Source organism: Nicoliella sp. ESL1113 (genome assembly GCF_058509245.1).
On sequence record NZ_CP196387.1, the window covers coordinates 1,097,901 to 1,109,772 of the forward strand.

The 11,872-nt window shown below is 39.7% G+C and carries 12 protein-coding genes; all 12 read right to left on the bottom strand.

Going from position 1 to position 11,872, the window contains the following annotated elements; translation table 11 throughout:
• Positions 1 to 55: 55 nt before the first annotated feature.
• The 12 genes from ACSYTJ_RS04735 to ruvA all read right to left on the bottom strand — a co-directional run bounded on the left by ACSYTJ_RS04735 (position 56) and on the right by ruvA (position 11,868).
• Complete coding sequence (locus ACSYTJ_RS04735) at positions 56 to 2,419, bottom strand: endonuclease MutS2 (RefSeq protein WP_491719616.1); 2,364 nt, start codon at positions 2,417 to 2,419, stop codon at positions 56 to 58.
• Positions 2,420 to 2,432: 13 nt separating this feature from the next.
• A complete protein-coding gene (locus ACSYTJ_RS04740) occupies positions 2,433 to 2,921 on the bottom strand; it encodes a CvpA family protein (protein ID WP_491719617.1) in 489 nt (162 codons plus the stop codon).
• A complete protein-coding gene (locus ACSYTJ_RS04745; protein ID WP_491716458.1) occupies positions 2,921 to 3,172 on the bottom strand; it encodes a cell division protein ZapA in 252 nt (83 codons plus the stop codon). The genes ACSYTJ_RS04740 and ACSYTJ_RS04745 overlap by 1 nt, the downstream gene beginning before the upstream one ends.
• A gap of 104 nt (positions 3,173 to 3,276) precedes the next feature.
• A complete protein-coding gene (locus ACSYTJ_RS04750; protein WP_491716459.1) occupies positions 3,277 to 3,582 on the bottom strand; it encodes a DUF1292 domain-containing protein in 306 nt (101 codons plus the stop codon).
• A gap of 11 nt (positions 3,583 to 3,593) precedes the next feature.
• Positions 3,594 to 4,028, bottom strand: a complete 435-nt coding sequence (ruvX, locus tag ACSYTJ_RS04755; RefSeq protein WP_491716460.1) for a Holliday junction resolvase RuvX — start codon at positions 4,026 to 4,028, stop codon at positions 3,594 to 3,596.
• Complete coding sequence (locus ACSYTJ_RS04760; protein WP_491716461.1) at positions 4,025 to 4,300, bottom strand: IreB family regulatory phosphoprotein; 276 nt, start codon at positions 4,298 to 4,300, stop codon at positions 4,025 to 4,027. Before ACSYTJ_RS04760 ends, ruvX begins: the two co-directional genes overlap by 4 nt.
• 182 nt (positions 4,301 to 4,482) lie before the next feature.
• A complete protein-coding gene (alaS, locus tag ACSYTJ_RS04765) occupies positions 4,483 to 7,128 on the bottom strand; it encodes an alanine--tRNA ligase (protein ID WP_491719618.1) in 2,646 nt (881 codons plus the stop codon).
• A 288-nt stretch (positions 7,129 to 7,416) separates the two neighbouring features.
• Positions 7,417 to 8,778 (bottom strand): DEAD/DEAH box helicase, encoded by a 1,362-nt coding sequence (locus ACSYTJ_RS04770; RefSeq protein WP_491719619.1) that lies wholly within the window; start codon positions 8,776 to 8,778, stop codon positions 7,417 to 7,419.
• A 1-nt stretch (position 8,779) separates the two neighbouring features.
• Positions 8,780 to 9,736, bottom strand: coding sequence for a DHH family phosphoesterase (locus ACSYTJ_RS04775; RefSeq protein ID WP_491716464.1), 957 nt, complete (start codon positions 9,734 to 9,736; stop codon positions 8,780 to 8,782).
• 85 nt (positions 9,737 to 9,821) lie between these two features.
• Positions 9,822 to 10,178, bottom strand: coding sequence for a preprotein translocase subunit YajC (gene yajC, locus ACSYTJ_RS04780; RefSeq protein WP_491716465.1), 357 nt, complete (start codon positions 10,176 to 10,178; stop codon positions 9,822 to 9,824).
• Between the two features lie 49 nt (positions 10,179 to 10,227).
• Positions 10,228 to 11,235 carry a Holliday junction branch migration DNA helicase RuvB gene (ruvB, locus tag ACSYTJ_RS04785; RefSeq protein WP_491716466.1) on the bottom strand — a complete coding sequence of 336 codons (1,008 nt, stop codon included), beginning with the start codon at positions 11,233 to 11,235 and terminating at the stop codon, positions 10,228 to 10,230.
• A gap of 15 nt (positions 11,236 to 11,250) precedes the next feature.
• Positions 11,251 to 11,868 carry a Holliday junction branch migration protein RuvA gene (gene ruvA / locus ACSYTJ_RS04790; protein ID WP_491716467.1) on the bottom strand — a complete coding sequence of 206 codons (618 nt, stop codon included), beginning with the start codon at positions 11,866 to 11,868 and terminating at the stop codon, positions 11,251 to 11,253.
• Between the last annotated feature and the right edge of the window lie 4 nt (positions 11,869 to 11,872).

An 11,872-nucleotide genomic window follows, 5' to 3' on the forward strand; every position in this document is an offset into this window, starting at 1 on the left:
ATTTTTAACTAGTTTAACACGGTTTCAATTAAATGCAATTAAAAAGCATTGTACACTATTTAAATTTAACAACGGTCGAACCATCCCCACCTGCATTAGCTGGTGAATAGCCAAAACTCTTTACCCGTCGATTGCGCTTTAAATAGTCGGTAACACCCTTTCTAAGTGCACCCGTCCCCTTCCCATGAATGATCGTCACAGACGGATAACCAGCTAGTAGCGCTGCATCAATATAACGATCAACTTCATGCATCGCCTCATCATACCGATGACCCCTAAGGTCTAGCGAAGAAGACATTCCTGAAGACTTAGTCCGTCTAACTGTATTGTATTGACGCTTGGGCTCTTTTTTGGGTTGGCTCAACTTTTCTAGGTCGGATTCGTCAATTTTCATTTTAAGAATACCCATTTGGACTTCCCAATTATGATTACCAATTTTATCAACTAAAACACCAGGTTGACCATATGACTTAACCATCACATCGTCACCCTTGTGAAAATCATGCTTAGCCTTTTCACGTTTTAAAACTCGGTTATTCTTCAAACTCAAATCATTATGCAAAGAGTTTAACTTTCCCTTAGCATCCATTAATTCATTTTCCTTAACGGCTGTTTCAGAAAGGTGCTTTTGCTTTTCATGAAGCTCGGCAATAATTTTATCCGCTTGCTTCTTAGCTTTAGCAACCACCTCATTAGCTTTTTCTTTTGCGGATTGATTCAACCGTTCACGTTGGTGCTCGTATTGGTTAAACTTATCGGTCAATTCTTGGTGTAACTTAGTCGCATCGTTCAACTGGATCCGTAGTTGTTCAGCATCTTCACGAGCCTGCTTAGTTTGATCAGCTAGTTGTTTAATCATATTATTGATTTCTTGACTACTTGTATCAGTAAATGAACGGGCCTCTTGAATAACGCTTTTTTTCATTCCAAGGCGTTCTGCAATATTTAGCCCATTACTTTGCCCAGGCACTCCCACCAAGAGATGATATGTGGGCTTGAGCGTTTCAATATCAAATTCCATTGAGGCATTAATCGTCTGGGGACGATTATAAGCATACGCCTTTAGCTCAGGATAATGAGTCGTAGCAATCACTTCACTATCGACGACTCCAATTTGGTCTAAAATGGCAATTGCTAAGGCCGCACCTTCCTTAGGATCGGTTCCAGCACCCACTTCATCAAGCAGAACGAGACTGTTTTTAGTGATGTTACGCAAAATTTTAATGATGTTATCCATATGGGAGGAAAAAGTACTCAAATTATTTTCAATTGATTGTGCATCCCCAATATCGGCAAAAATATTATCAAAAACAGCCACCTGACTGCCCTCATTAACAGGAATAAACAAACCTGATTGAGCCATTAGTTGTAGTAATCCAACCGTTTTAATCGTAATTGTTTTCCCACCAGTATTAGGACCAGTCACAATAATTGCCCGATACTCATCACCAAGCACAATCGTATTACCAACGACTTTATTAACATCGATCAATGGATGTCTAGCATTTTTTAGATTTAAAACATTCTTTGCAGAAATTTGTGGCAAGGTAGCCTTAATTTGTTTAGCATAACGAGCCTTTGCATTAATCAAATCTAAATGACCAATGATTTTGAAATTAGCAATAATTTCGTCTTGGTACGGAGCGACCATCGAGGAAAGTTCAGCTAAAATCTTAACTTCCTCATGGCGAGCAGCCAATTGATCACGCCGTAATTGATTATTGAGCTCAACTACTGCAGCAGGTTCGATGTATAAAGTCTGTCCAGAAGCACTTTGATCATGAACGATTCCGCCAAACTTAGATTTGGCTTCAGCTTTCACTGGAATTACATACCGTTCGTCACGAATTGTAATGATCGATTCACTAAGGAACTTAGCTTGATTGCCCCGCAGGTATTTGCCCATCCGATTACGAATGTTATTTTCAGTCCGTGAAATTCGCTTTCTTAAGCCATATAGTTCCTCAGAAGCTGAATCCAAAAGCCGTCCATCAGGGTTTAAAGCTTTTTGCAACCTTGTTGTAATTTCTGGAATCAACGCAAACGATTGAATCAAATCATAAAGACGATGAAGTTCCACTTTATTTGCCTGTAAATTATCAAAAAAAGTCATTAATCGATTAACAGTGATTAATACTTGCATAATTTGAGCTAGTTCAGTTCCATTCAAACTAGCGTTAATCGTTAAGCGCTTCATATAGGGACGAATATCATTTAACGTCACTAATGGCATTGCCTTTTGTAATCTTAATATATGTGCACCATCATCAGTTTCTAATAGTGCGGTTTTGATTAACTTTCGATCACTAATGGGTTTTAAGCGACGCAATTCGCTATTCCCAGTACTAGTTGATAAAAAGCCATGAATCGCTTCTTTAATTTTATTATACTCAAGGGTATCAAGAACCTTTGAATTCATAATTCAATCCTCCTTAATTAGAGTTTAACCAGTGATAAACTACATTAGGGGTAATGATTGGGGTTTGATTTACAATCATTTGGGCAATTCCAGAGTTAACGTATTGAGTTGCAAACCAAGTTCCATCAGCCCTTAATAACAAGTTTAAAACGATTAAAATCATTCCATAGCACATTAAAAAACCACTAAATGCACCTAAAATACCATCTAGCTGTTTTAAAATCGGTAGTTTCGTAATGGTTCGTAATATTCGTCTAATTCGCATCATTATTAAATAGCAAACTACAAAAGTCCCCAAGAATGCAATTATACTAACTATTGATGAATCAGCACTATTGAAAATAGCTAGAATCCAACTTTTAGGGTATTCAGCAAAGTGCAATGCGATCCAAAATGAAACAATGTAACTAGCAATCATAAATAAGCTAGCCACCAATCCCCTTCTATAACCAATAATGGTACTAATAAATAGTAATAGTAATATTATAATCGTCAACATCATTATTCATTTTTTGATTTGGATTCAATTTGATCCAATTGTCCTTGTAATTTTAATTGATCTGAAATTGCATTAAAGGCTAGTAATACCATTGCATCTTCATAACTAATACTTGAAGATAGTTGATTTAATTGGTTCAATTGCTTATTCATCAAATCTGTTACTGCATGCATATGCTCCATTGAACTTTTGCCAACGAACGTATACGTTCGATTACCAATCTTAGCTTTGAACCGCTTTTTAGTTTCACTCATTATTAAATTCCCTCCAAATACTTCATGCATTATTTTATCATGAAACATTATTGCAGTTAGTAATTCACAAAAAAACTCCCAACACTTAGCTGGGAGTCGTTATATTATTCGTCTGAATCATTATCTAAAAATGTATTTAGAACGGATTCAACAATATCCCATTCTTTCTCAGACTCAATCGGCATTAACTGGCCACCTTGAGGATCAGCAGGATCTTCACCCTTTGGTAGTGCATACGCCTCAATGTCCACTTCATCGTCATCTTCTTTACCAGCAGGGTAAACTAAGATGTAGGACTTGCCCATATCTTCTGATTCAAATGTGAATAAAATCGTGTAAAGCTCCTCATTCCCCTGGTCATCAACTAGGGTAATTTGTTGCTTACCATCTTCATTTGTTGTTTCAGTCATTATATTCTCCTTTATTCGTTCGTTAATTTTCCCTTACGGTCTAAATAACCCTGCAGAATTAATTCCGCAGCAACTTTATCGATTACTTTCTTACGCTTTTTTCTAGAAGTATCTGCTTCTTCAACTAGCATTCTTTCGGCTTCTACGGTCGTTAATCGTTCATCTTGAAAATCAAATGGAATGCCAAATCGCTGATTAGCCATCCATGCATACTTTCGACAAGCATCCACCCGTGGGCCAGAAGTGTTATTCATGTTTTTAGGGAGGCCAATAACGAATCCAGTCACCTCATATTTAGCAACTAGTTCCCCTAAACGATGCCACCCAAACTCTTGATTATCTTCATTGATCGGTATAATTTCAACACCCTGTGCTGTCCAGCCGAGCGGATCGCTAACCGCAATTCCAACGGTTCTTGAACCAACATCTAATCCCATTAACCTCATTTATTTATATCCTCATTTTTTTTATTCTTATCAAGATAAAAACGCACTAATTCTTCAATGATTTCATCACGTTCATGACGTCGAATCAAATTTCGAGCATCGTTAAAACGAGGAATATATGCTGGATCTCCTGAAATTAAATAACCAACAATTTGATTATATGGATTATAACCCTTTTCTTCTAGGGTTTTGTACACAATTAAAAGTGTATCATGTACATCTTTCGGTGCTTTATTAAAATCGAAGTACATCGTTTTATCTAAAGAAGACATCTACAACACCTCACAAATTATAACATTCAGCTTAATTTTACTAAAAATCAATATAAATCTCAAATTGAATCAAAACATTAATTAATTCGTTCATTATTAACCAGTTGTCTTATTATAGCATACATAACGAAAAAAACTCTAATGGTTGAATGATTTTCAACCATTAGAGTCTTTTTATTTAACTATTTTTGTTCTTTAAGCCAATCTAATGAAGCGCTCATCGCGTCGTTTAAACCAGCAGGATTTGTCCCACCAGCTTGCGCCATGTTAGGACGGCCGCCCCCACCACCATTGATGTTAGCAGAGATTGCCTTAATCAAATCGCCAGCCTTTAAGCCAGCCTTGACCTTTTCATCACTAACGGCAGCGATTAGGTTCGCCTTATCCTTACTGTTAGTTCCAAGCACTAACACATCGGATAGTCCCTTTGTCCGCCAGGTATCAGCTAGTTGACGAAGTTGGTTCATTCCAGAATCCTTAATAATCCCAGTAATGATCTTAACGCCATTAACGTCCTTTACATTTTCAAAAACGTTGTTAGCTTGTTGACCAGCAATCTTAGCTTCAAGGGATTCTTGCTTTTGTTGTAGTTCCTTAACTTCTGATTGAAGTTGAGTTACCTTATTTGGCACGTCCTTGATTTGCTTAGTCTTCAATTCAACTGCAATCTTGTTCAATAGGGATTGTTTGTCATTCAGAAATTCGTATGCTTCTTGGGAAGTAACGGCTTCGATTCTCCGCACTCCAGCACCAACTCCTGATTCTGAAACGATCTTGAACAAGCCAATTTCATTCGTGTTCTTAACGTGATCACCACCACAGAATTCGATTGAGAAATCTCCAGCACTAACCACTCTGACCTTCTTACCGTACTTAGAACTAAATACGGCTACGGCACCCATTTCCTTCCCAGTCTTTGGATCAGTTTCGATCGTGGTCACTGGTAGTTCCGCAAAGATCTGGTCGTTGACCATTTGTTCAACCTTCTTCAAGTCTTTATCAGTCACAGAACCAAAGTGGTTAAAATCAAACCGCAAGTAGTCTGGTTCCACTAGTGAACCAGCTTGTTGAGTATGACCACCAAGTACGTTTCTTAATGATTGATCCAACAAGTGGGTTGCCGTATGGTTCTTTTCCACCTTGCTGTGGAAGTGACGGTCAACGACTAACTTGTAAGTCGCACCCTTTTGCATTGGTTCAAATAGTTCAACGGTGTGTAAGTTTTGGTTGTTCGGTGCGTGTTGGACATCGAGCACCTTGGCAACTAGGTTCCCATCGTGATCTTCGATGACCCCTTGGTCGGCCACTTGACCACCCATTTCAGCATAGAACGGCGTCTTATCAAAGATAATTTCAGCCTTCCCCGCTTTGACTTGATCCACAAGCTTTTCATCAAACACGATGTCTTCGACCTTCGCGTTTTCGACGATCAATTGGGTGTAACCAACGTATTCACTAGGGGTCTTAATGTCAACTAGCAAGTCGCGTTGAACACTCATGGCATTGCCATCGTCACGGGCGTTACGTGCCCGATCCTTTTGCTTTTGCATTTCATTCTTGAACCCTTCAGCATCCACGCTCATTCCAGCGTCAGCCAAGTATTCTTGAGTCAATTCAAATGGGAATCCATAGGTATCGTAAAGCTTAAATGCATCGGCTCCACTCATTTGCTTACCATCTGAAGCCCGCACTTGATCCATCAAGTCGTTCAAGAGGTTCAAACCATCTGATAGGGTGTCATTGAAACGATTTTCTTCTGATTTGATAACCTTTTCAATGTAATCAGCATTCTTCAATACTTCTGGGTAGAACGCCTTCATGATTTCACCAACTACTGGGACGAGCTTATACAAGAAGTTTTCAGTAATCCCAAGATCTCGACCAGCGACGATTGCCCGCCGAATCAATCGGCGAATCACATATCCACGGCCAACGTTGGATGGAATCGCACCATCATTGATGGCAAACGTAATTGCCCGAGCGTGATCAGCAATGATCTTAAATGAAATATCATCAGCGTGCACCTTACCATATTCACGGCCATCACTGAGTACTTGCGTCTTTTCAATAATTGGTAAGAATAAGTCGGTTTCAAAATTCGTAGGTGCATCTTGGAAAATTGAAACCACCCGTTCGAGTCCCATCCCCGTATCAATGTTTTTCCGAGGAAGTGGTTCGTAGGTATCATCTGGTTTGTGGTTAAATTGGGAGAACACGATGTTCCAAACTTCAAGGTAACGTTCGTTTTCCCCACCAGGATAGTTTTCTGGATCATCGGGTGCCAAGTCGTTGAACTTTTCACCACGGTCATAGAAAATTTCTGAATCGGGACCTGAAGGCCCTTGGCCAACATCCCAGAAATTATCTTCCATGTCGATCAAATGACTAGGATCAACTCCTGCTTCGATCCAAAAGTTTCTGGCATCTTCATCTTCAGGATAAACGGTCATGTAAAGCTTATCTTTATCCCAACCGAAATACTTTTCTGAAGTTAGCAATTCGAACGCCCAATGGATGGCTTCTTTTTTAAAGTAATCCCCCACTGAGAAGTTCCCTAACATTTCAAATAGCGTTTGATGCCGAGCAGTCTTTCCGACATTTTCGATATCGTTAGTCCGAATACTTTTTTGGGAACTAGTCATCCGACGATTCTTAGGAACAACCCGTCCTTCAAAATACTTCTTCATGGTGGCAACCCCAGAGTTAATCCATAATAATGATGGATCATCAACTGGAATCAATGATGCACTTGGCATGATCGTGTGACCACGTTCTTCAAAGAAGTCCAAGTACATTTGGCGAATTTCACTACTACTTAATTTTTTCATCAATAAACCCCTCCAAAGGCACAAAAACACCGTTGCTAGTAAAGACGCTTTTAACGCGGTACCACTTTACTTGCAACGATGTTTTCGTTTACCTCTTTAATTCTCAATAACGCTGAGTAGCGTAACTTTGAAATGGATAGCCCGCAATCTAAACTTGCAGACCTTGCAATAACCGACCTGTCCCTAATTTCCATTTAGATTTTGGATGTTCCAATTTGTTATTTGTATTTTTATTCAACTCAATTATACAATATTTTTAACTATTGAGCCAACTTTTGCACTGAAAAATTAACGGTATCGTTGGGAACTTTGCTTCTTTTGCTTCCGTTGTTGACGGGCTTCATTACGTTGTTCAACCCGCCGATTAAATTCATCATTTCGTTTAATGGCGTTCTTAATGCGCCGCTTGTAGCCCGGCTTGACCTTCCGCTTATTCTTCTTCACCATCCCAATCATAGTTGGTTCTAGCTTTTTAGAACGATTACGGTGGGTCTTACGGCGATTACGGTCATATGAATCAACGATTTCATGGTCCTTAATCGCCTTAGGTTGAAACTTAATTCCCATGTTTTCAAGTTCAGCAACGCGTTCTTCTTCACCAGGTTGATAAAGCGTAATGGCAGTCCCAGCCATCCCCTTGCGACCAGTTCGACCAACACGGTGAATAAAATAGTCCAAGTCCTCTGGGATATCATCGTTGATCACGTCAGAAACCCCATCGATATCGATCCCCCGTGCAGCTAAATCAGTCGCTACTACGAACTGAAATTCAAGGCGTTGGACCTGCTTCATGATGCGCTTGCGTTCTCGCGGCTTCATTCCACCTTGGATCATTCCGACTTTGAGTCCCTGTCCTACTAAATAGTCGTGGATTTCTTGGACCCGTGTTCTGGTATTAGCAAAGATCAACACCAAATACGGTTCACCAATCGTTAACAGTTGATAAATCAAATCATTTTTATCCTGACCCTTAGTAGAAATCAAAAAGTTATCAACGGTAGGGCTAATCACTGATTCGACTGGGATTTCTTCTGAGACTGGTTGATTCATGTACTTCTTCAAAAATGGTTCTAGTTTTTGTGGAATCGTAGCTGAAAAGACCATCATTTGTAGGTCATCGCCAAAACTAGCCGCAATTTTGTCCACTTCGCCTAAGAACCCCAGGTCTAGGGTCATATCAGCTTCATCGACTACTAAATGATTCGCAGTGTGTAAATCGAGGGCTTGGGTGTTAACTAAGTCCAAGATTCTCCCAGGCGTTCCAATAATAATTTGAGGTTGTTCGTGCTCTAATTTTTCAATCTGGCGTTGCTTATCAGTTCCACCCACGTAATTAGCAATGTGAATTGGCTTGTCGCTATGGCTAGCTAACTGCTTAGCGTTTTCATAGATTTGATAGGCTAACTCCCGACTAGGGGTGGTAATTACAGCTTGAACAACCTGCTTATCTAGATTTAATTGATCAAAAATTGGAAGTAAAAAAGCGTGGGTCTTACCGCTTCCAGTAGCAGATTGACCAATAACGTCCTTCCCCTTTCTAATCACTGGAATCATTTTAGCTTGAACCGGTGTTGGTTCGGTAAATTTTAATTCTTCCAATGCTTCGTTGATAAACGGCTTGAAGTTGAACTGTTTAAAAGTGGTACTCATATTAGGCAATTACTCCTTTATAATTCTGTGCAGCATCACTGATTGCTGCAATTACCTGCTTAATTTCTGCATCATCTTTAGCAACCGCACCACTCGCTAATGGATGGCCACCCCCACCGAAATGTTTCGCAATTTCATTGATCACGGGACCCTTAGAACGCAACCGCACCCGATAGGTTTCATCTTTTTGTTGAACGAAAATGGCCCAGTTCTTCACTTCCTTAAGCTTACCAGGGAGGGGAACTACTGCAGATGTACTTTCGTCACCTAACTCTAAATCCTTTAAAATTTGGTTGGTCAAGATAATATAACCCGCACCACTATCCAAGATTTGAAGGTTTTGGTAAACATATGCAGATAGGCGCGCTAATGGTAGATCGATTTCATCTTCAATTTGATTGACATCACTAGTTGAAAAGTCTAATTGAGCAAGTCCAGCGGCCACGGCGAACGTATGGGCAGAAGTAGAAGGATACTTAAAACGACCGGTATCGCCAACGATTCCGGCATACAATAACCGTCCAGCTTCAGCATTGATCTTTAAATCAGCACTTGCGCTGTAAAGATCATAAACAAGCTCACTAGTACTGGAGGCTTCTGGTTGGACCCACATTAAATCACCAAATTGGTCATCATTGGGGTGGTGGTCGATCTTAATCAACATTTTCCCCTTAGTGTAACGATCGTCGTCAACACGAGGTTGATTAGCAGTATCTAATACCATTACCAAAGCATCTTTATAAACATCATCATCAATCTCATCAACAGTCCCTAACCAATTAAAACCTGTGTACTGTTTTCCAACACAGTAAACATGCTTATTTGGAAATGACTCCTTAATAATATTGGCTAGTCCCATCTGTGAGCCGATCGCATCTGGGTCTGGATGTTGGTGTCGATGGATAATAATTGTATCGAATTGTTTAATTGCATTAACGATTTTTTCTTGAGTATTCATAATGCCATCCTTTTTTATTTGTTAACTGAATTATAACATTAAAAAAAGCCTGAGTAACTTCAGGCTTTCCAAAGGTCAATTAAAATTATTTTGCTGATTCATCTGACTTAGCAGCACTATCATCAGCAGCTGAATCAGTATCATTTGATTCTGATTTTGAATCATCTTGACTAGCAGCTACTGGAGCAGCAGTAACACTAGCAATTGCGTTTAGATCGAATTCAAGAAAGATGCCGTCACAATCCAATGTTACGGTCTTATTCTCTCGATCGATAGAATCAACGACACCGTGAAGACGACCAATGGTTACAACCTTGTCGCCTTGCTTAATGTTATTAATAGTTTGTTGGTGTTCTTGTTGCCGCTTCTTTTGTGGCCGAATCATGGTGAAGTACATCACAACAATGATTAGCGCGATAAAAATAAAACTTGAATATTGCATAATTAATTACACTCCTTATTTATATACTACTTTAACAAAAATCAGCCAATTAGTCTACTGGTTTTAAGTGAAAATGCTCATAGGCCTCATTAGTAACCATTCGACCGCGAGCAGTCCGTTTTAAAAATCCAATCTGCAACAGGTATGGCTCATACATTGATTCGATCGTATCGGATTCTTCACCAATATTAGCAGCAATCGTATTCAACCCGACCGGACCACCATTATAAATCTTGATCATCGTAGTCAACAGTTTTTTATCGGTTGCATCAAGGCCCATTTCATCAACTTTTAATAACTCTAATGCACGCGCTACAACTGGTAATTCAATACTTGATTGACCAGAAACCTGTGTAAAATCACGAACCCGTTTTAATAAGCGATTCGCTATCCGTGGTGTTCCACGTGATCTTCTAGCGATTTCATGGGCAGCCTGCTCTTTAATCTTTGTATGAAAAATATCAGCAGTTCGCTTAACAATTTCCTGTAAATCAGCAACTTCATAATAATTCATATGTTCTATGATCCCAAATCGATCCCGCAACGGGGCTGCTAAAATTCCAGCACGGGTCGTAGCTCCTACTAACGTGAACGGTGGCAGTGGAAAGTGAACTGGATGGGCGGTTGGCCCTTGGCCAACAACGATATCGATATAAAAGTCCTCCATTGCCGAGTACAACATCTCTTCCACTACCTTAGGTAACCGATGAATTTCATCAATAAACAAAACATCCCCAGGCCGCAACTCATTTAATAGTGCCACTAAATCGCCAGGTTTTTCAATCGCAGGCCCACTGGTGGTTTTAATATTAACCCCCATTTCACGTGCGATGATCATTGCTAAGGTCGTTTTCCCCAGTCCAGGTGGTCCGTACAACAATACATGATCTAATGACTCCTCTCGTTGCTTAGCCGCTTGAATATAAATTGATAGTTCATGCTTCAATTGTTCTTGACCAATATATTGGCTTAACGTTTGTGGGCGCAACGACTTTTCCACTGCAGATTCATCATTTCCTTGAGAACTACCAGATACGATTCGATTATCATCTGCCATCATAAATCCCCCCTTCTAATATTGAGTTAACAGTTTCAATCCTTCACTTAAATACTGATTGGTATCCATGGGTTCATTAAATGCCAATAGTTGCTTTTCAACCCTTTTTATATCCCTAGCAGAATACCCTAGCGCACTTAATGCACCTAAGGCGTCCTTTAATTCCTTAGTATCATTATTAGCTAACGAATCATCTGCAGAATCCGCAGGCGTTGATTCCACCGCCTGAAACAAATCATCAATTTTACCCTTTAAGTCTAAAACGATTTGCTTTGCAGTTTTTTTACCAACTCCTGGAAACTTCGTCAAAAAGGTAATATTTTCTTCGTTAATTGCCCGCAAAAGGCCCTGGTTTTGATTGCCCGCCATAATTGCATTCGCACTTTTGGGGCCGATTCCAGAAACGTTAATTAACTTTTCGAACAATGCTTTATCATCGCGGCTTTGAAAAGCGTATAGCGATTGAAATGAATCCGTCACAACTTGATGAATGTAAATTCGGACCTTCGTTTGGGTATCAACTTGATAGCGGTATGGATCAGCAGTGAACAATAAATAACCAACGTCATTTACGTCCAATACAATGTAGCTGGGGGTAACGACTGTCACGTAGCCGTTCAAATATTCATACATTTAA

What these genes read in the sequence shown, in the direction of transcription:
- ACSYTJ_RS04740 (WP_491719617.1), bottom strand. Translation starts at nt 2,921, where the DNA reads ATGATGTTGACGATTATAATATTACTATTACTATTTATTAGTACCATT.
- ACSYTJ_RS04750 (WP_491716459.1), bottom strand. Translation starts at nt 3,582, where the DNA reads ATGACTGAAACAACAAATGAAGATGGTAAGCAACAAATTACCCTAGTT.
- ACSYTJ_RS04735 (WP_491719616.1), bottom strand. Translation starts at nt 2,419, where the DNA reads ATGAATTCAAAGGTTCTTGATACCCTTGAGTATAATAAAATTAAAGAA.
- yajC (WP_491716465.1), bottom strand. Translation starts at nt 10,178, where the DNA reads ATGCAATATTCAAGTTTTATTTTTATCGCGCTAATCATTGTTGTGATG.
- alaS (WP_491719618.1), bottom strand. Translation starts at nt 7,128, where the DNA reads ATGAAAAAATTAAGTAGTAGTGAAATTCGCCAAATGTACTTGGACTTC.
- ACSYTJ_RS04775 (WP_491716464.1), bottom strand. Translation starts at nt 9,736, where the DNA reads ATGAATACTCAAGAAAAAATCGTTAATGCAATTAAACAATTCGATACA.
- ACSYTJ_RS04745 (WP_491716458.1), bottom strand. Translation starts at nt 3,172, where the DNA reads ATGAGTGAAACTAAAAAGCGGTTCAAAGCTAAGATTGGTAATCGAACG.
- ruvA (WP_491716467.1), bottom strand. Translation starts at nt 11,868, where the DNA reads ATGTATGAATATTTGAACGGCTACGTGACAGTCGTTACCCCCAGCTAC.
- ACSYTJ_RS04770 (WP_491719619.1), bottom strand. Translation starts at nt 8,778, where the DNA reads ATGAGTACCACTTTTAAACAGTTCAACTTCAAGCCGTTTATCAACGAA.
- ruvX (WP_491716460.1), bottom strand. Translation starts at nt 4,028, where the DNA reads ATGAGGTTAATGGGATTAGATGTTGGTTCAAGAACCGTTGGAATTGCG.
- ruvB (WP_491716466.1), bottom strand. Translation starts at nt 11,235, where the DNA reads ATGGCAGATGATAATCGAATCGTATCTGGTAGTTCTCAAGGAAATGAT.
- ACSYTJ_RS04760 (WP_491716461.1), bottom strand. Translation starts at nt 4,300, where the DNA reads ATGTCTTCTTTAGATAAAACGATGTACTTCGATTTTAATAAAGCACCG.